The organism is Nocardiopsis sp. N85 (assembly GCF_028882275.1).
Taxonomy (GTDB): domain Bacteria; phylum Actinomycetota; class Actinomycetes; order Streptosporangiales; family Streptosporangiaceae; genus Nocardiopsis; species Nocardiopsis lambiniae.
Genome location: NZ_JARBUT010000024.1, coordinates 78,721 through 99,824, shown reverse-complemented (window position 1 = coordinate 99,824; position 21,104 = coordinate 78,721). Strand labels below are relative to the sequence as shown.

17 protein-coding genes are annotated in these 21,104 nt (G+C 71.8%); 4 read left to right on the top strand and 13 right to left on the bottom strand.

All coding sequences use genetic code 11. From position 1 onward, the window contains the following. Window positions 1-8 precede the first annotated feature (8 nt). From PWG71_RS25395 to PWG71_RS25385, 3 genes are all read left to right on the top strand, one after another. Window positions 9-809, top strand: a complete 801-nt coding sequence (locus tag PWG71_RS25395) for a GNAT family N-acetyltransferase (RefSeq protein ID WP_274812528.1) — start codon at window positions 9-11, stop codon at window positions 807-809. Window positions 810-1,008: 199 nt separating this feature from the next. Beyond that, the gene (locus PWG71_RS25390) at window positions 1,009-1,545 is read left to right on the top strand and encodes a PadR family transcriptional regulator (RefSeq protein ID WP_274812526.1); all 537 of its coding nucleotides are present in this window, start codon (window positions 1,009-1,011) and stop codon (window positions 1,543-1,545) included. Next, entirely contained in the window at window positions 1,542-2,597 is a 1,056-nt protein-coding gene (locus PWG71_RS25385) for a serine hydrolase domain-containing protein (RefSeq protein WP_274812525.1), read from the top strand. The genes PWG71_RS25390 and PWG71_RS25385 overlap by 4 nt, the downstream gene beginning before the upstream one ends. 106 nt (window positions 2,598-2,703) lie before the next feature. Here PWG71_RS25385 and PWG71_RS25380 read toward each other — a convergent pair whose 3' ends face one another. Then, window positions 2,704-3,360 carry a class I SAM-dependent methyltransferase gene (locus PWG71_RS25380; protein ID WP_274812524.1) on the bottom strand — a complete coding sequence of 219 codons (657 nt, stop codon included), beginning with the start codon at window positions 3,358-3,360 and terminating at the stop codon, window positions 2,704-2,706. 93 nt (window positions 3,361-3,453) lie between these two features. Here PWG71_RS25380 and PWG71_RS25375 point away from each other — a divergent pair, with 93 nt between their 5' ends. Next, a complete protein-coding gene (locus PWG71_RS25375) occupies window positions 3,454-4,098 on the top strand; it encodes an ArsR/SmtB family transcription factor (protein ID WP_274812523.1) in 645 nt (214 codons plus the stop codon). A gap of 201 nt (window positions 4,099-4,299) precedes the next feature. On the opposite strand, the gene PWG71_RS25370 is transcribed toward PWG71_RS25375, so the two are convergent. The 12 genes from PWG71_RS25370 to PWG71_RS25315 all read right to left on the bottom strand — a co-directional run bounded on the left by PWG71_RS25370 (window position 4,300) and on the right by PWG71_RS25315 (window position 21,087). Further along, window positions 4,300-5,382, bottom strand: a complete 1,083-nt coding sequence (locus PWG71_RS25370) for a lytic polysaccharide monooxygenase (RefSeq protein ID WP_274812522.1) — start codon at window positions 5,380-5,382, stop codon at window positions 4,300-4,302. Between the two features lie 71 nt (window positions 5,383-5,453). Next, entirely contained in the window at window positions 5,454-6,815 is a 1,362-nt protein-coding gene (locus tag PWG71_RS25365) for a cellulase family glycosylhydrolase (RefSeq protein ID WP_274812521.1), read from the bottom strand. A gap of 165 nt (window positions 6,816-6,980) precedes the next feature. Next, a complete protein-coding gene (locus PWG71_RS25360) occupies window positions 6,981-8,390 on the bottom strand; it encodes an endo-1,4-beta-xylanase (RefSeq protein ID WP_274812520.1) in 1,410 nt (469 codons plus the stop codon). Window positions 8,391-8,485: 95 nt separating this feature from the next. After that, window positions 8,486-11,149 (bottom strand): glycoside hydrolase family 48 protein, encoded by a 2,664-nt coding sequence (locus PWG71_RS25355; protein ID WP_274812519.1) that lies wholly within the window; start codon window positions 11,147-11,149, stop codon window positions 8,486-8,488. Between the two features lie 233 nt (window positions 11,150-11,382). Next, window positions 11,383-13,158, bottom strand: coding sequence for a glycoside hydrolase family 6 protein (locus PWG71_RS25350; RefSeq protein WP_274812518.1), 1,776 nt, complete (start codon window positions 13,156-13,158; stop codon window positions 11,383-11,385). A gap of 443 nt (window positions 13,159-13,601) precedes the next feature. Then, window positions 13,602-14,261, bottom strand: a complete 660-nt coding sequence (locus tag PWG71_RS25345; RefSeq protein WP_446725099.1) for a bifunctional DNA primase/polymerase — start codon at window positions 14,259-14,261, stop codon at window positions 13,602-13,604. Window positions 14,262-14,355: 94 nt separating this feature from the next. Further along, on the bottom strand, window positions 14,356-15,354 hold the full coding sequence (gene hemB, locus PWG71_RS25340) for a porphobilinogen synthase (protein WP_274812516.1): 999 nt from the start codon (window positions 15,352-15,354) through the stop codon (window positions 14,356-14,358). 48 nt (window positions 15,355-15,402) lie between these two features. Beyond that, window positions 15,403-17,085, bottom strand: a complete 1,683-nt coding sequence (locus PWG71_RS25335) for a uroporphyrinogen-III synthase (protein ID WP_274812515.1) — start codon at window positions 17,083-17,085, stop codon at window positions 15,403-15,405. Between the two features lie 94 nt (window positions 17,086-17,179). Further along, window positions 17,180-18,157, bottom strand: a complete 978-nt coding sequence (hemC, locus tag PWG71_RS25330; RefSeq protein WP_274812514.1) for a hydroxymethylbilane synthase — start codon at window positions 18,155-18,157, stop codon at window positions 17,180-17,182. Further along, window positions 18,154-19,629: a glutamyl-tRNA reductase gene (locus PWG71_RS25325; protein ID WP_274812512.1), complete on the bottom strand. Its 1,476-nt coding sequence runs from the start codon at window positions 19,627-19,629 to the stop codon at window positions 18,154-18,156. The genes hemC and PWG71_RS25325 overlap by 4 nt, the downstream gene beginning before the upstream one ends. Window positions 19,630-19,787: 158 nt before the next feature. Continuing rightward, complete coding sequence (locus PWG71_RS25320) at window positions 19,788-20,477, bottom strand: redox-sensing transcriptional repressor Rex (protein ID WP_274812511.1); 690 nt, start codon at window positions 20,475-20,477, stop codon at window positions 19,788-19,790. A gap of 343 nt (window positions 20,478-20,820) precedes the next feature. Beyond that, on the bottom strand, window positions 20,821-21,087 hold the full coding sequence (locus PWG71_RS25315; RefSeq protein ID WP_274812510.1) for a glutaredoxin family protein: 267 nt from the start codon (window positions 21,085-21,087) through the stop codon (window positions 20,821-20,823). Window positions 21,088-21,104: the final 17 nt, after the last annotated feature.

The following is a 21,104-nucleotide window of genomic DNA, read 5'->3' as shown; positions in this document are numbered from 1 at the left end:
GGGTGCAGATGGCGGATCGCGCGGAGTCGGTCGAGTCGATGGAGCAGCTCACCGTGGCCTGGCGCGCCATGGTGCTCGACCGTGACGCGGACGCCGACGTGCGCGACCTTCCGGGCGTGTCCGTCCGTTGGGCCGACAGCCGGTTCGCGTTCTGGAACTGCGTCACGCTGACCGACGTGGACGCGGACCCGGGGCTCGTCGAGGAGGGACTGGGCCGGGCCGCGGACGTCATGCGTTCCAAGGAGCGTCCCGGGTTCCTGTGGCTCTTCGAGGACCTCCTCACGGACCAGGCGCGCGCGGGGCTTTCGTCCGCCGTCGAGAGGGTGGGTCTGGAACACGCCTTCTCCGGGGTCGGCATGGCCGGGGACCTCCTCCCCCTTCCCGAGCCGTCCCATCCCGAGCTGGAGTTCGTCCGGGTGTCCACCGAGGAGCACCTGCGGGCGTACGCGGACCTGAACTCGCGCGCCTACGGGTTCCCCCTGGAGGACGGGCGGGACGGTCTGCTCGGGTCGACGCTGTGGAGGGACGGGGTGCACGCCTACCTGGGTGTGCGGGACGGTGTTCCGGTGACGTGCGCCGGAACGGTGGAGGCGGACGGCCGCCTCTTCGTCGCGCTCGTGGCCACGGCACCGGAGTGGGAGCGCCGGGGCTACGGCGAGGCCGTCACGCGCAAGGCCCTGTACGAGGGCGCTCGGGCGACCGGCCTGATCCGCGCCACCCTGCACGCGACCGCGGCGGGGGCGCCCCTGTACCCGCGCATCGGCTTCGAGCCGAACTCACCGGTGCGCTTCTACGTCTTGAAGGGCTGACCGCACGGCGCTCGCCGTCGGGTCGATGTCCGCGACGGTCCGGGTGGGGGCCTCCCGACGCGCGTCGACCGGGTGAGAAGGCGGTGCCAGGGCGGGTCACCTCGTGCCGGGCGACGGGTCCGCCGGAGTGCGACCCCGCGCCGATGAATATGCACTGACATCTATTGGACATCGCATATATGTGAGCTAGCATCTAGCCATGTCCCTACGGCACGCCATCCTCGGAATCCTGTCCATCAAGCCGATGAGCGGCTACGAGTTGAAGAAGGTGATCGACGAGAGCGTCGGGCACTTCTGGACGGCGGATCAGTCGCAGATCTACCGCACGCTCGCCGGCCTGGTGGAGGACGGCCTCGCCGTCCGCCGCACCGTGGTGCAGGAGGAGCGCCCCAACATGCACCTGCACAGCGTGACCGACCTCGGGTCGGCCGAACTGGACCGGTGGCTCGCCTCCCCGCTGAAGGCCCGGCCCTCGCGCGAACCCTTCCTCGCACGACTGTTCTTCGCGGACCGGATGCCGGTGGAACGGATCCGGGAACTGCTGGACACCCGCCGGCGGGAGCTGAGCGGACAACTCGCGGCGTTGGAGGCGATCGAGGTCCCGGCCGACGCCGCCGAGTTCGGGCTCGGCGGTGTGCTCCGTCTGGCCACGCTCGCCAACGGCATCGCCCACGCGAGAACCGAACTCGACTGGCTGGACGCCACCGAACGACGACTGGAGGGGATCACGTCGTGAGTCCGCCCACCTCTGCCCGACTGCACCGGATCGCGGCCCGCTACGCCGCGAAACCGGCGGTGTCGGCCATGAGCGTCACGATCGAGCAGCCGTCCACCGGGTTCACCTGGAGCCACGGGGACACCGACCGCCCCTACTTCATCGCCAGCATCACCAAGCTGTACACCGTCTCGATGCTCATGCGGCTTCGCGACGAGAAGGTCCTGACCCTCGACACGCGCGCGGCGGAGATCCTCGGCGAGGACACGATGCGCGGGCTGAACACGCACGGCGGGCGGGACCACGGCCCGGCGATCACGATCCGCGAACTGCTGACGCAGACGTCGGGGATCCCGGACTACTTCGAGCAGAAGCGCCCGGACGGCACGACCTTCCTGGGCGACATGCTGCGCACCGACGCCGCCTGGACCTTCGAGGAATTCCTGGAGATGGCGAGGGGCATGCCGAGCCGGTTCGCCCCCTCGGCGCCGGGCCGGGCGCAGTACTGCGACACCAACTACCAGCTGCTCGGACGCATCATCGAGGTGGCCACCTCCGGCGGCTACGAGGAGGCCTTCCGAAGCCGGATCGTCGAACCGCTCGGCCTGCGCGACACCTGGCTGTTCACCCCGGACACGCTGGACCGCTACGACGAGGTCGCGCCGATCCTGCACGGCCGCACCGCGCTGCGCGTCCCGAAGACGATCGCCTCGTTCCCTCCCGACGGCGCGGTGGTGTCGACCTCCGCCGACCAGGTGCGGTTCCTGCGCGCGTTCATGGCGGGCGAGCTGTTCCCGGCGCACTACCTGGCGGAGATGACGGAGCACTGGAACCCGGTCTTCTCCCGATTCGTCCCCATCGCCTACGGGGTCGGCCTCATGCGACTCAGGCTCCCCCGGTGGCTGTCACCGTTCACGCCGATCCCGGAGATGATCGGCCACTCGGGCGCCTTCGGCAACACGCTGTACCACGTCCCGGAACGGGACCTCCACGTCTCCGCGACCGTCAACCAGATGGTCCCCCGTTCCCTCGTGCACCAGCTCCTGTTCCAGCTCGTCGCACAGGTCCGCTGAACGGCGTCCCTTCCCTCCCCGGCGGTCGGACGCGGCGGCCCATCCACCAGGGGGCGCCTTCGCGTCCGGCCCGGCCGCCTCCGCCGCCTCGCACCCCGAACCGCGCTCAGGCGGGGCGGACCATGGTGACGCGCCACAACCGCCGGGGCAGATCGCCCTCCTCGAAGGGATGCACCTCCTCCAGACGCCACCCCAGGGCCAGTTCCTCGACCAGGGCCCGATCGAAGAAGTGCACCGCGAACCCGCCGTGCTCGAAGATCCCGTCCCCGTGGGGGACCCCGGTGCCGTGGTGGGCGTCGCCGGTGTGGCGGACGGTGTAGACGAAGGAGCCCCCCGGGCGCAGCACCCGGCGCACCTCGCCCGCCAGGGCCCGGATCCGGTCGGTGGACAGGGCCATGCAGAGCAGCATGTGCGCGAACACGCCGTCCACCGAGGCGTCGGACAGCGGCAGTTCCTCGCGGGCGTCGTGTACACGGGCCGTGACGCGGTCGGCCAGCCCTCTCTCGGCCGCGTCCCGCTCCAGCCGGTCCAGGGCGGTGGCGCTGAAGTCCAGGGCGTGTACCCGCAGGTCCCGCCCGGCCAGCCACAGGGCGTCGCGGCCGTGCCCCGCGCCCAGTTCCAGGACGGTCCCCGCGCTCCGCTCGGCGAACACCTCGGCGGCGTAGCGCGCCGCCCGCGAGGGCTCCGAGCCGTACATGACCGGATGGCGCCGGTAGGTGTCCTGCCAGTGCTCCCGCTGGAGCGCGCCCAGGTCCTCGTCCATGCCCCGCTCCTCCTCACCGCGCCGGGGAGGCTCCCCGCGACCGCTCTTTGTACACTATTCCATGGAATCATGGAATAACAGGAGGGCAGGCAGATGGACAAGACCGACCTGTACGAGGCCGTCGCGCGTACCGGCAAGGCGTTGGCCCACGGCAAGCGCCTGGAGATCCTGGAGCTGCTGGCCCAAGGCGAGCGCCCCGTCCAGGACCTCGCCGACGCCGCCGGGCTGAAGCTGACGACCGCCTCGGCCCACCTCCAGACCCTGCGCCGGGCCGGGCTGGTGTCCGTGCGCGGCGAGGGCACCCGCCTCCACTACCGGCTGGCCGGAGACGACGTGGCCGCGCTGATGTCCCTGCTGTGCGCGGTCGCCGACAGCCGCAACGCGGACGTGGAGGCGGTCCGCCGCGCCTACCTGGACCACGACGGCATCCGGCTGGTGGGCCGCCGGGAGCTGCTGTCCTCGGCCGCCGACGGCTCCGCGCTGGTGCTGGACGTGCGACCCGAGTCCGAGTACGCCGCGGGCCACATCCCCGGCGCCGTGTCCATCCCCCTGCCGGAACTGGCCGACCGACTGGCGGAACTGCCCGCCGGGGTCGAGGTGGTCGCCTACTGCCGGGGCCGCTACTGCGTGCTCTCCTACGACGCCGTGCGCCTGCTCACCGCCCACGGCCGCCGCGCCGCCCTGTTGGAGGAGGGCATCGTCGAATGGCGCTCGGCCGGACTCCCCATCGCAGCGTGAACCGCCGGCCGCCGGGAGGGCGCCTCGCGTGAGCGCGCCGATCGCCCCTGACGCTCCACCGCACCCGGCCGGGCCGGACCCCGCCGGCCGCCGGGAGGGCCCGTGGACGCCCCCGCGCCCGTCGCACCCGGCCCGGTCTCGGACGCGGCGGAGGGCCCGGGCGGGTGCCCGGACCCTCCTGGTCCTCTCAGGGGTCGGGGACTACGCGGGGCCGCAGTCCGGGAGCGGGACGATGTTCACACCGCCCGGGTGGTTGGCCGTGAACCCGAAGCTCGTGCTCTGGCCCGGTCCCAGCAGGCTGTTGTGCGGCAGGTTCCTCACCTCGTGGTGCGAACCGTGGTTGACCACCGTGCCGTTCCACAGGCTGGAGATCGTCTGGCCGTTGGCGAACACCCAGTCGACCATCCACCCGTCGACGCCGTCCTCACCGGCGGTCAGCTCGACCTCGGCCTGGAAGCCTCCCGACCACTCGTTGAGGACGCGGTACTCGGCGGTGCAGTACTCGTCCGCCGGCGGGTCGGTCGGCGGGTCCGTCGGCTCCGGGGGGTCGGTCGGTTCCGGCGGGTCCGTGGGCTCGGGCGGGTCGGTGGGATCGGGCTGACCGTTCCCGCCGCTGAACACCACGTCGGAGCAGTTGTAGAACGCCTCCGGGCTGTCCGACCGCTCCCACACCGAGTACACGACGTGCCGGCCCGACCGGTTCGGCAGGTCCACGTCCCAGTAGTACTCGGCGCCCGCCACTCCCCCGCTGCGCAGCGGCGGGTTGACGGCCGTGTCGACGAGCTCCAGGTCGTCCCAGTCCAGCGGCTGGTTCGGGTTCCAGCCCGACTTGGTGACGTAGGTGAAGAACGTGCCCGGGTGCGCGGCCCAGGCGTTGTGGTGGAACTCCACCGTCGTGTTGGCCTGCAACGGCGTGGACGGCCAGTCGTCGCGGGCGGCGTTGAACGCGCTGAACTGCGGGGTCGGCCCGCACAGCTCGCCGTCGGCGACGAACTCACGGTGCCGTCCGGCGGAGTTGCCGATGAGGTTGCCGAACCAGTTCCAGTACGCGTAGTCCCCGCCCTCGGCGAGCGCGTCGGCACAGGCCGGGTTGGTGGGGGCCAGGGCGCCGCCGGAGGTGCCGCCGGTGGCGTCCTGGAAGCAGGCGTAGGTGCGGGAGGCGGGGTAGGTGAACGCGCCGTGCGCCTCGGCGGGCTCGGGCGCGACCACCACCGAGTAGCCGACGGCGAGCGCGCTGAGCGCCACCGCGGCGGTGAGGAGATTGCGGGTGCGGGTCCTCTCCATGGGGGGTGTTCTTCCTTTCGGGTGGGGGAGTCCCGGCCGGGCGGTCGCCCGGCCGGGGTCGTCGCGGCCGGTCAGGCCGCGGCGCACGCGGGGTCGGGGGCGACGGCGGTGCCGTTCCCGATGAGTCCGAAGGTGGTGGCGGCACCGGCGGCGACGGTGCCGTTGTAGGCGACGTTGCGCGCGGTGACGGTGCCGCCGGAGGTGCTCAGGTCGGTGTTCCAGGAGTGGGCGACGGTCTGGCCCGACGGGGAGGTCCAGGTGACGACCCAGCCGGTGAGGGCGGTGTGCGCGGTGACCTCGACCTCGGCCTGGAATCCGCCGGACCACTCGTTGGTGACCCGGAACTCGGCGGTGCACTCGCCCTCGGGGTCGGTCGGCGGCTCGCTGGGCTCTTCCGTGGGCGGTTCGCTGGGCTCTTCGGTGGGCGGGTCCGTCGGTTCGCCGCCACCGCCGTAGATCGGAGCCTCGACGGACGTCTCGCCGATGCCGTCCGGTCCGTGGAAGATGCGCTCGCCCCACGGGGTGAGCCGGTTCACGTCGAAGCCCTCGACCATGTCGAGGTACTCCACACCGCCGCCGTTGCCGCTCCAGGACCAGCCGACGTAGCCGAGCCCGAGCCGACGGGTGTGCTCCATGATGGCGTCCTCGTCGGGATCGCCGTCGCTGTGGTCGTGGCCGAACTCGCCGACGATCAGCGGCAGACCGGCGTTCACGAAGTGCTCCAGGTAGGAGATGACCGTGGACTCCTGCTGGTAGACGCCGTACATGTGGATGGAGAACACGGTGTTGTCGTCGGCGGCGGCCACCTGCGGCGCGTCCCGGCGCATGATGCCCTGCCAGTCCTGGCCCCAGTTGGGCGCGTCCACCACGAGGGTGTGCTCGAACCCGGCGGCGCGCAGCCGCTCGACGGCGTCGATGGTGTCGGCGGCCCAGGCCTGGTTGACGCTCTGGTCATTGCCGTAGGGCTCGTTGCCGATGTTGACGAGGACGTGGTCCTCCTCGCCGTGGAGGACGTCCTGGATCCGCAGCCAGTAGTCGACGGCCTCGTCGAGGGTGGCGGCGGCGCCCTCCTCGCCGTAGCCGGTGGTGTCGTGGACCTCCAGCATGCAGACGAGGCGGTTCGCCTTGCAGAGGGAGACCACGTTCTCCACGTCCGCGGCGCTGTTCTCGTTCCAGCGGTCGCCGCTGCTGAGGACGACGCGGACGGTGTTGGCGCCCAGCGACTTGATGTCGGCGAAGGATCCGGTCTGGTGGGTGTACCAGGTGTGGGCGTGGCTGACGCCGCGAATGAGGAAGTCGTTGCCGGCGGCGTCCACGAGGCGTCCGTCCTGAACGCGGAAGCCGGTGTCGGCGTGGGCGGGTAGCGAGAAGGCGAACAGGGAGGCCACCAAGGCCAGGGCGGCCCCGAGTGCCAGCGCGATCCGGGTGCGCATCGGCGTCTCCAGGTGAGGGGTGCCCCGAGGACCGGGCGGAGGAGGTCCGGTCCTCGGGGCCGGGTGGGTGGTTCGGGCCCGGGGCACCCGTGGTGGGGGTCGGATGCCCCGGGGGTCGGTGCGGGCGTCCGGCGGACGCCCTGGGGGAGGGATCGGGGGCGGGGGTCAGTCGCAGTCGGCGCCGTTCAGCGCGAACGCGTCGGGGCTCGCGACCTGCCCCTGGTGGGTGAGCTGGAAGCCGAACGAGGCGCTGCCGCCGGGTGCCAGCACCCGGTTCCAGGACGCCGCCGCCGCGGTCACGGCGCTTCCGTTCTGGGTCACCGTGGCGTTCCAGCCGGAGGTGATCCGCTGGCCGGCGGGCTGGGTCCAGGTGAGGTTCCAGCCCTCGATCGCGGCCGCACCGTCGTTGCGGACGGTCACGTCGATGACGGCTCCCTGGTTCCACTGGTTGGAGACGGTGTAGGTCACCGTGCAGGAGCCGTCGCCCGGCCCGGGGTCCGGGTCGCCGCCGGGGTCCCCGCCGAGTGCCTCGTGCATCGCCCAGTAGGCGGGCTTGACCTGGTAGTTCGCGGTGTAGGGCAGGGCCGCGCCCTGACCGGGGAAGACGTCGGGGATCCACGAGTGGCCGTCGTCGACGCCCCACACGGTGACGCCGCCGCAGCCGTCCACGGCCTGGCAGGCCTGGAAGACCCGGGTGTAGTCGGCGGCCTGCGCCCGGAGCTGCTGTTCGGAGGCGGGGGTGGTGGTGCGGATGTCGAGCTCGGTGATGATCACTTCCAGCCCGAGGTCGGCGAACCGCTGGATGTTGGCCTGCATGCTGGAGGGCACCTGGCCGACGATGAGATGCGACTGCAACCCCACGCCGTGCAGGGGCACGCCCCGGTCGAGCAGGGAGGACGCCAGGTTGTAGAGGGCGTCGCTCTTGGCGTTGATCCCCTCGACGTTGTAGTCGTTGATGAAGAGGCGCGCGTCGGGGTCGGCCTCGTGCGCCATCTCCAGCGAGGTGGCGATGTAGTCCGGGCCCAGGGTCCGGTGGAACACCGAGTCCCGGTAGGTGCCGTTCTCGTTGAACGCCTCGTTGACCACGTCCCAGTGGCCGATGTCGCCGGCGTAGCGGCCCATCACCGTCGAGATGTGATCGTCCATCACCTGTTCGAGCTGGGGCGCGCTGAAGCCGCCGTTGGCCACCCAGGAGGGCAGCTGGCTGTGCCACACCAGGGTGTGGCCGTAGACGTCCTGGTCGTTGGCGCGGGCGAAGTCCACCAGCCGGTCGGCGCCCGACCAGTTGAACTGACCGCGCTGCGGCTGGACGGTCTCCCACTTGAGCTCGTTCTCGTGGGTGACGGAGTTGTACTGGGTCGCCGCGATCTCGGCGTACCTCGGGTCGTCGAGCAGGTGGGCGGAGACCGCCACGCCCATGCGCGACCCCTGCCGGTCGGCCAGGTCCCGCAGGGGCGGGTCCTCGGCGTGGGCGGTCGCCCCGGCGCTCAGGGCCAGGGCCGCGGCGAACACCGGGGCGAGCAGTCTCGCCGTGCGGCGTCCCCGCCCCCTCTTTCCGTTCGTTGTCGTCGTCATCGATGGTTCCTTCGTGGTGTGACGGGGAGGGACCGGGGCCGGACCCGGCCCCTCCCCCGCTCGTGGTCGGCGGGCCTCGATCGGACCGCCGTGGGTCAGCCGAAGAGTTCGCCGTGGACGGCCAGTGCGGTGGCCACGTCGACCTGCGACCAGAACCGGTGGTAGGTGAACTCGGGGGCCGGGCCGCCGTCGAGGTAGGCCTGGACCTTCGGCCAGTCCGGGTCGTCCTCGTAGAAGGACCGGATCGACACGAACGTGGAGTCGGAGTCGATCACGTCGCCGTTGGGCATGGTCCCGGTCCAGCCGTCGGGCACGTACAGGCCGCCGTCGGGCGAGTCGTAGGGGTCGTCGAACCGCCGGTAGTCGGAGCGCACCTCGGGGATGGCGATCCCGAGTTCGTCCTCGTGGTGCAGCAGCGCGTCGAGCAGCCCCTCGGCGACCTCCAGCGACTCCTCGTGGCCGGTGGCGGCGGAGTAGTGCATGAGCGTCTTGGCCAGACCGGCCGCGATGCCCACGTCCTGGTTGTGGGAGACGACCTCGACCCGCAGGTTCGGGTTGCCGGTCGACGTCCCGGTCCAGGTGTCGGGGGCGCCGCTCCACTCCATGTCGGCGGGGATGGCGAACTCGCCGTCGGTGCCGACCGTGGTGTTGTCGATCGCCCACGGGATCCACGCGTCGAGGATGTCCCCGGCGCGCTCGTCACCGGTGATGCGGTGGTACTCGGCCACCCGCTCCATGTCCCAGATCTGGAAGCCGAACCACCGGTTCGACGGCGGGTCGTGCCACACGGGCTTCTCGTCGTAGAACATGCCGTGGAAGGTGGGGGTGCCGGCGGGCGGCTGCCCGTAGTCGCCCTCCCAGCTGTTGGTGGCGCCGCCGGCGATGCCGCCGTCGGCCGACTGGAGCCACTGGATGAACTCCAGCTGCCGGTCCAGGCTGGTGGCCCAGTCCTGGGCGCCGGTGGGCGACTCGGGGGTGAGGGCGTCGACCTCGGAGAGGGCGTAGGCGGCCATCACGTTCTGGTAGCCCTGGTGGGCGGAGGATCCGCCGATGCGCCACGCCCACGGGTACTCGGCGCTGCCGAGGGCGCCGCCCCAGGCGTAGTACCAGGACATCAGGTAGTGCGCGGAGTCCTTGCCGGAGCCGGGGGCGCAGGCCTGGGGTCCGACGCAGTCGCCGACCTCCTTGAAGTACTTGTCGAACATGGCGTAGCGCAGGTAGTCGCCCATGCGCGCGGCGTCGGAGACGCTGTCGGCGATGGCGGCCTCGTTGCCCTGCTCGCTCGCCCACTCGTGGGCCTGGTAGGCGACCTGGACGGCGCGCGCGTCGGCGTCGGGGGCGTTGGTGTAGCGCCACTGCTGGGAGTAGTTCGCGTCGTCGGTGAACAGGTCGAGGTACCCGTTGGGACCGCCGTGCTCGAAGGTGTCGCAGGAGGGGTGCGGCACGGTCTCCCACACCGACTCGTTGGAGCCGCGCTGGAACGTGTTGATGTAGCCGGGGGCGTCGTCGGTGCCGTCGCCGCAGAACCCGAACCCGTACGTGTTGTCGACGTCCAGCAGCCAGTGCATGCCGTAGACCTCGTCGGTCCCGTACGTGCTGCTCAGCTCGTTCGCGAGCGGGTCCTGTCCGGTCCGCACGCCCTGGTCGAGCGCCATCGGGTAGTCCGAGGGGTCGATGGACTCGGGGATGTACGTCGCCGGCGCGGACGGGTCGTAGGAGGCGTTGGTGGGCTGGTCGGAGGTGCCCGGGATGATGAAGGTCTCCATCGACGCCCAGGCGGCGTTGAACGGCGCCCAGTCGCCGGTGATGCGCCCGTAGGTCGCCTCCAGCCACAGGTAGTAGCTGTAGGCCTCGGAGGTCGTGGCGTGCCCGTGGTCGGGCGCCTCCACGATCAGGGTCTCCACCGAGTGGTACGGCACCAGGAGCCCGTCGAACTCGCGGAAGTAGCCGCTGTCGGGGTCCTTGAGCTTGTCGTACTGGGTGAGGAACTCCGCCTCGTAGGCGTTGGCCGCGCCGGAGCGTTCGCGGACCGTGACGGTGACGGGGTCGTATCCGTCGGCGGCGACGGTGAACACGGCCTGGGCCGGGTCGCCGGTGCCGTCGCCGGAGGAGGTGACGGTGACCTCCTGGGCCGTGCCCCAGTCGTCGGCGGTGAAGGTCAGGTCGGCCCCGCCGGTGACGGCGAGGGCGTCGCTGCCGGAGGTGCGCTCGACGTTCACGGCGACGTCGTCCTCGGGGGCGGAGGACAGGTGGACGTCGAAGGTGGCCGAGCCGCCCGGGTCGACGCTGAGGGACTCCGGGGAGACGAGCAGTTCGCCCTCCTCCGGTCCGGGGTCCTCGCCGTCGTCGCAGGAGACCCCGTTGAGCGTGAACTCGGTGGGCGCGGCGCCGGAGCCGGTGCCCTGGAAGCCGAACGTGGCGCTCTGCCCGGTGGCCAGTCCCGGCGCCCAGGCGGGGGCCGTCGCGGTGACCGAGGCCCCGCTCTGGGAGACGGTGGCGTTCCAGGCGTTGGTGATCCGCTGGCTGCCGGGGAAGTCCCAGCCCAGGCGCCAGGGGGAGACGGCCTGGCCCTGGTTGGTGACGGTGACGTCGGCGGTGAAGCCGCTGCCCCAGTCGTTGGTGACGTTGTAGGCGACCGAGCAGATCGGGTCGGCGGCGGCCGGTGCGGCCGGGAGCAGTGCGGCCGTCAGGACGGTGGCCGCGAGGAGCGGGAGGGGACGGCGCCATCGGCGACGCGCGTCCGTGCGGGGGGTGTGCACGTTGCGTCCTCCTGGACGGGTTCCCCGGTTCCCCGGGGCCCGGCCGCGTTCGGGCATGGCGGAGCCACGCCACTCGCGCGGGCGGGACCGGGGGAGCGGGGTCGGGTGGTGTGGGTGCGGGTGCGGGTGCCGTGGGCACCGACGCTGTGGCTATCCGTGCTCGCTGTGGGTGACCGGGCGGAGGCGGTCGATTCCGTCCCCCGCCCGGCCGGTGATCCCCGAGAGGCGGGGGATCAGTTCAGGGGCGGGTGGGCGTTGTCCAGCAGTTCCTGGAACTGGGCGGAGAACCAGTGTCCGGCGACCGGCGCGTCGGGCAGGGCGCCGCTCATGCTGTTGCCGTTGCGCGCGTTGCCCTCGTAGGTCGGGTCGCACATCCGGTCGAAGCCCTTGCCCTCGTCGTTGTCGATGAGCTCGCTGGACCCGTCGGACTCGCCCGGGGGCTTCATCCACACGTAGGCGTCGATGCCGGGTTCGGGAGCGGCCTGCGGGCGCTCTCCCAGACCGGCCCCGGACTGGTTGCACCAGTTGCCCAGGTGGATGCGACGGTCGTAGCGGCCACCGTCGACGTAGGCGTCGACGCTGGTCTGCGGTCCCGGTCCGGTGGGCCGGTCGGAGCCGCCCCAGCCGTTGCGGGAGGTGTCGATGAGCATTCCGATGCCGGAGGGGAAGCCCTGGGAGACCAGTTCCTGGCGCAGGCCCTGGGCGAAGCCCAGCTCGTCGACGTAGTTGTTCCAGTCCACCCAGGAGGACTGGCGGACCGGCACGCCGCCGATGGTCTGGCCGATGGCGAAGTGGTCCTCCTTCAGCGCCGAGTAGTTGGCGGTGTTGGCGATGAAGCCGTGCACGTCGGAGGGGGTGGCACCGGCGGCGTTGGCGGCCTGGTAGAAGATCTGGGCCGAGGCGGTGAAGTTGTCCTCCCAGCCGATCCAGCCGTGGTGGCCGGCGTCGACGTAGTTGTAGACGTTGCCGATGGCGCCCAGGGACGCCAGGGCGTAGCCCACACCCTCGACGTAGTTGCCGTTGGCCAGCATGACGTCGCACTCCGGGGTGGCGGTGGGCCGTCCGGAGACGTTGGTGACCAGGTTGGGCAGGGAGTCGATCTCGATGGTCGCCACGACGCGCAGTTCGGTGTCCTCGTAGTCGGCGAGGATGTCGGCGATCGGGTCGATGTACTCGTTCTTGTAGCGGTCGATCTCCTCGGGTCCGAGCTCGCCGTTGGAGGCCAGGGCGGCGCAGTCGCGGCCGGGCAGGTTGTAGATGACGACCTGGAACACCAGGGGGTCGCCGTCCGCCTGCTCCAGGGCCTCGTCCAGGTGGTCGCGCAGGCCCATGGAGCCCGTGGTGGGGCTGTCGTTGCCCTCGATGGCGCCGATGCGGTCGAGCCACACGCCGGTGGGCTCGTCCGCCACGGCGGCACCGCCGGGTTCGGCTGCGGCGTTCGCCGACCAGATCGGGTTCACGTAGACGTCGGCCCCGACATAGGGGTTGTCCACGCGGTCGGACGGGTCGGGATCCGGGTCGGGATCGGGATCCGGGTCCGGATCCGGATCCGGGTCGGGATCGGGGTCGACGGCCCCGTCACAGAGGACGCCGTTGAGCTCGAACGCGAGCGGGGCCGCGTTGGAACCGGAGTAGTTCGCGTTGAAGCCGAAGCTCACGGAGCCGTCGGTGGGGATGGAGCCGTTGTATCCGGCGTTGGTGACCGCGACGTTCGCGCCGCTCTGGGTGTGGGAGCCGTTCCAGAGATTGGTGATCTGCTGGTTTCCGGGGAAGGACCACTCCAGGGTCCAGCCGTTGACGGCGTCTCCCAGGTTGGTGATCTCCACGTTCGCGGTGAAACCCGAACCCCAGTCGTTGACCGTGTAGTCCACGGCGCAACCGGCATCGGCGCCGGCGGGGGTCGAAGGGACGATGGCCAGGGCGGCGCCCACCACGAGGGCGGAGAGCGCGGCCGGGCCTCTTCGTGCTCGCGACGATCCGAAGGTCGCGGCACGGTGGATTCTGCTCATCTTCTACTTCCTTGAGGCTGGGGGACCCGAAGGGAAAGGAAAGAAGGTGTCGCCGGACAGAGGGTCCTCGCGACGACTGCGTGGAATCCGAGGAAGGTGGGCGTGGCGAATGGGGGTGAGCGGGGCATGGCTTTCTCCGGCGGGGTGGACCCGTTTCTCGGGAGCGCTCCCATTTCTGCGCGTTCCGTGGTGTACGGGTATCGGAGGGGTCTCGGGGCGGGCCCGGGAGGGCCTGGAGGAGCATGTGCGCTCTGTGCGGGAGCGCTCCCACGAGAGTAACCACGCAATGGTGATATGTAAACAGCGAATGAAAAAGAGATTTCGTACCGGGACGAACGGCATCCCATGGAGAACCCGCCGGTGAATGGGCATTAAGCTATTGGCGGGCCGAGGGGACAAAGTGAATTGTGGGACTGGAGTGAACAGCCCCCATGCCAATGATGCTACCGATCGCCTTCGGTGAACTCCTCGCTGGCGTCCGCGAGAATCCCCAGTACGGCGATCGGATCGGGGAGCACCACCGTCCCTCCCCCGTCGCGCGGGGTCCGGATCCAGGAGACGCTGCCGCCGCCCGGCAACCGGGAGGGGGCGCCCAGGACGAAACTGTCCCGGCAGTGCCACCGCAGCCCCGGCATCTCCTCGATCGCCTCCGGGACGCAGTCCAGATGGCAGGACCACCACTCGTCCTCGTCCACCGGGGAGCGGGTCGCCACGAAGAACAGGTAACGCGAACCCAGTGCCGCCACCGGACCCGCGGGCACACCCGACCGGCCCATCCGCGCCAGCGCCATCACCCCGGCCGCGCGCGGTACGTCGAACACGTCGAACACCCGCCCCGTCGGCAGGATCACGTTCGCCTCGGGGTCGGCCGCCCACCACCGCCGGATCGTGTCACCGTCGGTGCTGGCCTCCACCCCCCAGGCCATCGTGGCCGGATGCGCCGCCGGATCCGGACAGCCCATCCGATCGCAGGTACAGGCGCGGTCGTGACCCGGCGCGGTCCCCCGCACCACCGGCCACCCCAGCGCCGCGTAGCCCAGCGCGGCGTCGACCATGCCGTCCATCGCCGGACGCCGCTTCCGTCGGTACAACACATCGGCCATGGAGCCCTCCCCGGTGATCCTCGATGTTCCAGGTGCGGTCCTGGTGATGCGGACCCGCACCCGGCGACCGCGACCGGGGAGGGAACCGGTCGCGCTACCGGAGCAGACGTGCCGCCTCGGTGGCCCAGTACGTGAGGACCTGCTCGGCCCCGGCCCGCCGATACGACGTCAGGGTCTCCACGATGGCCCGCTCACGGTCGATCCAGCCGCGCTCGGCCGCCGCCTCGATCATCGCGTACTCGCCGCTGACCTGGTAGGCGGACACGGGCACCGGGGACGTCTCCGCCACCTTCGCGACGATGTCGAGGTAGGCCAGGCCCGGTTTGACCATGACCATGTCGGCGCCCTCGGCGACGTCCAGGGCCACCTCGCGCAGCGCCTCCCGGACGTTGGCCGGGTCCTGCTGGTAGCCGGACCGGTCCCCGAACCGCGGCGCGCCCTCGGCGGCCTCGCGGAACGGGCCGTAGAACGAGGAGGCGTACTTGGCGGCGTAGGCCAGGATCGGCACCTGCGCGTACCCGGCCCGGTCCAGCCCGGCGCGGATCGCCGCGACCTGGCCGTCCATCATGCCGCTGGGCGCCACCACGGCCGCGCCCGCCTCGGCCTGGGCGGCGGCGATCGCCGCGTACCGCTCCAGGGTGAGGTCGTTGTCCACGTGCCCGCTCGTCTCCAGCGGACCGCAGTGGCCGTGCGAGGTGTACTCGCACAGGCACAGGTCGGCCATCACCACGAGGGCGTCGCCGACGTCCTTGGCCAGGTCGCGCAGCGCCTCCTGGACGATCCCGTGCGGGTCGTCGGCGCCCGAGCCCCGCTCGTCCTTGCGCGCCGGGACGCCGAACAGCATGACGCCGCCGACCCCGGCCTCGGCCGCCTCGTGGGCGGCCCGGCGCAGGCTGTCACGGGTGTGCTGGAACTGGCCCGGCATCGAGGAGATCGCGACCGGCTCGGGGATCCCCTCCTTGACGAACATCGGCAGGACGAGGTTCTCCGGGGCCACCCTGGTCTCGGCGACCAGGCGGCGCAGGGCCGGGCCCCGGCGCAGGCGGCGCGGCCGGGCGACGGGGAAGGCCGCTTCGTGACCGGTGGTGTTCATGTCGGTGCTCCCGGAGAAGGTGGTGTCGGACGGGCGCGGGCGGGATCCTCAGAGCTTACGGCGGCGGCCACGACGCTTCTGGCTCGGCTTGAGGACGGGCTTGCCCGCCTCGATCGCCTCAAGGCGCTTGGCGGCACCGTACTCCGAAAGTGCCCCCACAAGGGCCGAAACCGAGGCTTTGGGCGCCACCACGTCGACGCGCAGGCCGAACTCGATGGCGGTCTTCTCGGTCTCGGGCCCGATCACCGCGATGACGGTGGTGTTGTGCGGCTTGCCCGCGATCCCCACCAGGTTGCGCACCGTGGAGGAGGACGTGAACAGCACCGCGTCGAACCCGCCGCCCTTGATCGCCTCTCGGACGGGCGCGGGCGGCGGCGCCGCACGGACGGTCCGGTAGGCGGTGACGTCGTCGATCTCCCAGCCCAGGTCGGTCAGACCGGCGGCCAGGGTCTCGGTGGCGATGTCGGCGCGGGGCAGCAGCACCCGCTCGATGGGGTCGATCTCGGCGTCGTAGGGCGGCCACACCGACACCAGGCCACTACTGGACTGGGCGTCGGCGGGCGGGGCCAGGTCGGGCTGGATGCCGAACTCGCGGACGGCGCGGGCGGTGGCCTCGCCGACGACCGCGACCTTCACCCCGGCGAAGGCGCGCGCGTCCAGGCCGTAGGACTCCAGGCGCTCGCGGATCGCCCTGACCGCGTTGACGGAGGTGAAGGCCACCCACTGGTAGCGGCCGGTGACCAGGCCGCGGACGGCCCGCTCCATCTGCTGCGGGGTGCGCGGCGGCTCCACGGAGATGGTGGGCACCTCCTCGGGGACCGCGCCGTGGTCGCTCAGCCGCTCGGACAGGGCGGCGGCCTGCTCCTTGGTGCGGGGCACCAGGACGCGCCAGCCGAACAGCGGCCGGCTCTCGTACCAGGACAGCTCCGTCCGGCGCGCGACGGGTGCGCCGACGATCATCATGGCGGGCGCGGTGAGGTGGTGCCCCTTGGCGTCCTTGGCCTTGAGGTCGGCGACCAGACGGGCCAGGGTCGAGGCGACCGTGGTCTGGCGGGTGGTGCCCCCGGCGCGGACGACGGCGACCGGGGTGGTGGCGGGTCGTCCGCCGGCGATGAGGGTCTTGCACAGCACGTCGAAGCCGGGTCCCTGGAACTCGACCGGTTCGTCGAGGGGGGCGTCCCCGCCCAGGATGACCAGGGTGGCGTCACTGGCGGCGGCCTCGTGCCAGTCGACCTCGGCGCCTCGGGCGCGGGCGTTGAGGACGCGCACCTCCGTGGCTCCCTCGTTCATGAGGGGGATCCCGGTGAAGGTCGGCACGGCGGTGATCGAGGAGACGCCGGGGGCGACCTCCACGTCGACGCCGGCCTCACGGCAGGCCAGGACCAGATCGGCGCCCCGGCAGCCGAAGAACGGGTCGCCGGAGAAGAGCCGCACGACCCGCAGGCCCTCACGGGCGCGGGCCACCGCGAAGGCGTTGACGTCGCCGATGTCCTCGGCCCGGACGGTGGTGACGTCCTCGCGGCAGTGGGTGAGGAGTTCGTCGCGGAAGCCGGACAACTCCTCGGCGGCGGGCTCGCGCAGCGTGATGACCACGTCGGCGTCGCGGAGCAGCTCCGCGCCGCGCAGGGTCAGCAGCTCGACGCCGCCGGGTCCGGCGCCCACGAGGGCGACGTGCCCGGGCCGCGTGGTCGCGCGCCGCTCCTCCGGCAGGGGGTTGACGTTGGCGTTCACGTGCTGGACTCCTCTGTGTGGCCGTGTCCCGGGGCGCGGGCGCCGAGAAGTGGTCGATTCCGGCGGGTCCGGACCCGCCCGCCGGCGGGCGGGGTCAGGGTTCGGAGGGGGTGTCCCTCTCCGCGAAGGCGGCGGCGACGATCCGGTCGGCCCCGTCGGCGATCATGGCGCGGGCCAGGTCCCGTCCGAGGGCGACGGCCCCGTCCAGGTCGGTGACGGCGTCGAGGGTGGCGGCCCGCTCGCCGCGCACGGCCTCGGAGCCGTCGGTGGCGACGACGGCGGCGCGCAGGCGCAGTTCGCGGCCGTCGGCGTCGTAGCGGGCGTGGGCGCCCACCGGCGCGGCGCAGCCGGCCTCCAGCTCGGCCAGGACGACGCGTTCGGCGACGACGGCGAGCCGGGTGGCGGGGTCGTCGACGGAGGCGAGGTAGGCCAGGTCGCCGTCGCGGCGTTCGGTGCGGCACTCGACGGCGAGGGCGCCCTGTCCGGGCGCGGGAATCACCTGCTCGGGATCGAAGACGTCGGTGACGTCGGCCAGCCGGTCGACCCGGCCCAGTCCGGCGTAGGCCAGGACGACGGCGTCGAGTTCACCGGAGGCGACCTTGCCCAGGCGGGTCTCGGCGTTGCCGCGGATCGGCACGTAGACCAGGTCGGGGCGCAGGGCGGCGAGCTGGGCGACGCGGCGCGGCGAGCCGGTACCGACCCTGGACCCGGCGGGCAGGTCGGCGAACTTCAGACCGTCGCGGGCGCACAGGGCGTCGCGGGGGTCGTCACGTTCGGGGATGGCGGCCAGGACCAGGCCGTCGGCGGGTGCCGTGGGCAGGTCCTTGAGCGAGTGGACCGCGAAGTCCACGGTGTCGGCGAGCAGTTCGTCGCGCAGGGCGTTGACGAAGACGCCGGTGCCGCCGAGCTGGGTCAGGTGGGCCTTGGTGACGTCGCCGAAGCTGGTGACGAGCACCAGCTCGATGGCCCGCCCGGTGCGCTCGGTGATGGCGTCGGCCACCATCTGCGACTGGCTGGTGGCCATGGTGCTGCGACGGGTGGCGAGCCTGGCGGGCCCGGTGCTGCCGGTCATGCCTTCTCCTGGGCGGGTCGTACCGCCGTGATCGTGGTGTCGTCGAGGTCGAACAGTTCGCGCAGGGCCGCCTCGTAGGACTCCCCGTCCGGGGCCGCGGCCAACTCCTTGACGCGCACGGTGGGTCTGTGCAGGAGCTTGTCGGCGACGCGGCGCATCGCCCGGGTGATCTCCTCGCGGGTGCGGTCGTCCAGGTCCTCGGGCAGTCGACCGTGCAGGCGGCTCAGTTCGGCCTCGACCACGCCGCGGGCCTGCGCGCGCAGGGCGACGACGGTGGGGGCGACCTGGGCGGCGCGGCGGACGGAGCGGAACTCGGCGACCTCCTCGTCGACGATGTCGCGGACGAGTTCGAGGACGCCGCCGCGTCCCGTGCCGGTGCCGCCGCCGAGGGTGGCGGCCTGGCGCAGGTCCTCGATGTCCACGAGGCGCACGGCGGGCAGGTCGCGGACTGCGAGGTCGATGTCGTGGGGCAGCGCGAGGTCGAGGAAGACCAGGGGGCGGGTGCGGTCGGCGGTGGCCGCGGCGACCGCGTCGGCGGTCAGGACCAGGCCCTGGGCCCCGGTGCAGGAGATGACGAGGTCGACGGCGGGCAGGGTCGCGGCGGCGTCGGAGAAGGGCACCGAGCGGGCGGCGACGCCCTCGTAGGCCTCGGTGAGGCACTCGGCGAGGCGGTCGGCGCGCTCGCGGGTGCGGTTGGCCACGATGACGGTGGCGGCGCCCTGGCGGGCGACGGTGTTGGCGGACAGGGCGCTCATGGAACCCGCGCCGAGGATGAGGACCCGCATGCCCTCCAGGGGGCCGGCGGTGGCGCGGGCGAGGCCCGGGGCGTGGTGGGTGTCACCGGCGGCGGCGGACATGGGGCAGCCGACCGGGGGCGTGGCGCCGATCGTCTGGACGGTGCGGTCGGCGGTGAGCTCGTTGCCGCCGGTGGGGCCCAGACCCAGGTGGCGCAGGGCGACGGTGAGGCCGAAGCTCACCATGTCGGCGCCGGCGTGGTCGAGGTGGGTCTCGGTGTGGGCGCGCTTGCCGACGCGCAGGGCGCGCTGGCCGAGGTCGTTGAGGACCCGGCCGACGGAGCCGGTCTCCTGCCCCGACTTGAGGGCGTCGCGGACCTGGCCGAGGATCTGGCCCTCGCCGAGCACCATGGAGTCGAGCCCGCAGGTGACGGAGAACAGGTGCTGGACGGCGCGTTCCTCGTAGTGCACGTACATGTGCTCGGAGAGTTCGCCCAAGGGGACGCCGGTGTGCCACGACAGGAGCTCGGTGATGGCCGAGACGCCGCCGTGGAAGGCGTCGACGTCGGCGTAGATCTCCGTCCGGTTGCAGGTGGAGACCACCATGACCTCGTTGACGGATTCGGCGCCGACCATCTCCTCGACCGCCTTGGCGCGCGTCTCTCCGTTCAACGCCACGCGTTCGAGCAGCGCCACCGGCGAACTCCGGTGGCTCAACCCCACGGCCAGGACACTCATCCGCATTCTCCTATGCAGGCACTACATCAGCGTCTCTCAATGCTCCGGCAGGGTGCCCGTCCCCCACGGGCGACCCCCCGAAGCGCGGCGCACGCTCGCTCATCGCCACCGCTCATGCAGGCCTCACGACCCTTGTGCGGGCCTCACGGCCCCGATGTTCACGTCAGTTCCAGTCCCGCCGGTTCCGCGCCGTGGTCCTCGTCGCCGTTGCGGCGCTGTGCGTGGAAGGCCAGGATCTGGAGTTCGATGGACAAGTCGACCTTACGCACATCGACTCCGTCCGGCACATTCAGCACGACCGGGGCGAAGTTGAGGATGCTGCTCACCCCCGCCTCGACGAAACGGGTCGCGACCGCCTGCGCGGCGACGGCCGGTGTGGTGATGACCCCGATGGAGACGCCCTTGTCGCGGACAACGGACTCCAGGGTGTCAATATGCCCCACGTCCAGGGACGCCACGCGCCGGCCCACCATGGTGGGGTCGGCGTCGAGCAGTGCCGCGATGCGGAACCCGCGCGTCCCGAACCCCCCGTAGTTGGCGAGGGCGCGCCCCAGGTTGCCGATGCCGACGATGGCCACGGCCCAGTCCTGGGTGAGACCAAGCTCACGCGAGATCTGGTACACGAGGTACCGGACCTCGTAACCGACCCCGCGCGTTCCGTAGGAGCCCAGGTGGGAGAGGTCCTTGCGGAGCTTGGCCGAGTTCACCCCGGCCGCCGAGGCCAGATCCTCCGACGAGACGGTGAGGGTGCCCCGGTCCTGGAGCGCCTGCAACGTGCGCAGGTAGACGGGGAGCCGGGCGACGGTGGCCTCCGGGATTCCCCTCTCCCGGGGCGGGCGACTGGTCACGGGCGGGTGCTCCTGAGCGGCGGTGGTGCGGGCGGGGGCGCGGGGATGCGGGACCCGGGGTACGCCCCCGGGGGGTTGTGCTTCGAGGACCCTAGGTTACGTGCTTGTGAAAGCACGCACAAAGTGGGGTCGGTTGTGACGGTCGGCTCACAAGTTCCCACCGGGGCCGTTCCGCGAGGACCTCCGGGGCGATCGCGGCGAGGAGGATCCGACGGCCGGCGGCACGGAACGACACCGATGGGACGGTGTGTTATCCCCTGTCCCCTCTCGACCGTTCCAGGGCCGAATGGGAAACCCGTTCACACATGACGGACACTTTCGCGACGCGATGATCTCCGCGCTTTCAGCCCTTCAACGCGGCCCGCAGCCGCCCTTCGTCCACCCGCCAGAAATCGTGCCGGGAGCCGTCGACGAAAGTGACCGGGATCTTGTCCCAGTACTCCTCGCGGTCCGCCGCACCGACCTCGTCCAACGACACCTCGATCCGACTCGCGTCGGACTCACCGGCCACCGCGTCGATGATCCGCCAGGCGTCCTCGCACAGATGGCAGCCTTCCCGGCCGAGCATCACCACGCGCGCCCGCCCCGCCCAGTCAGGGATTTCGGTCATGTTTCCTCCGGATTCCA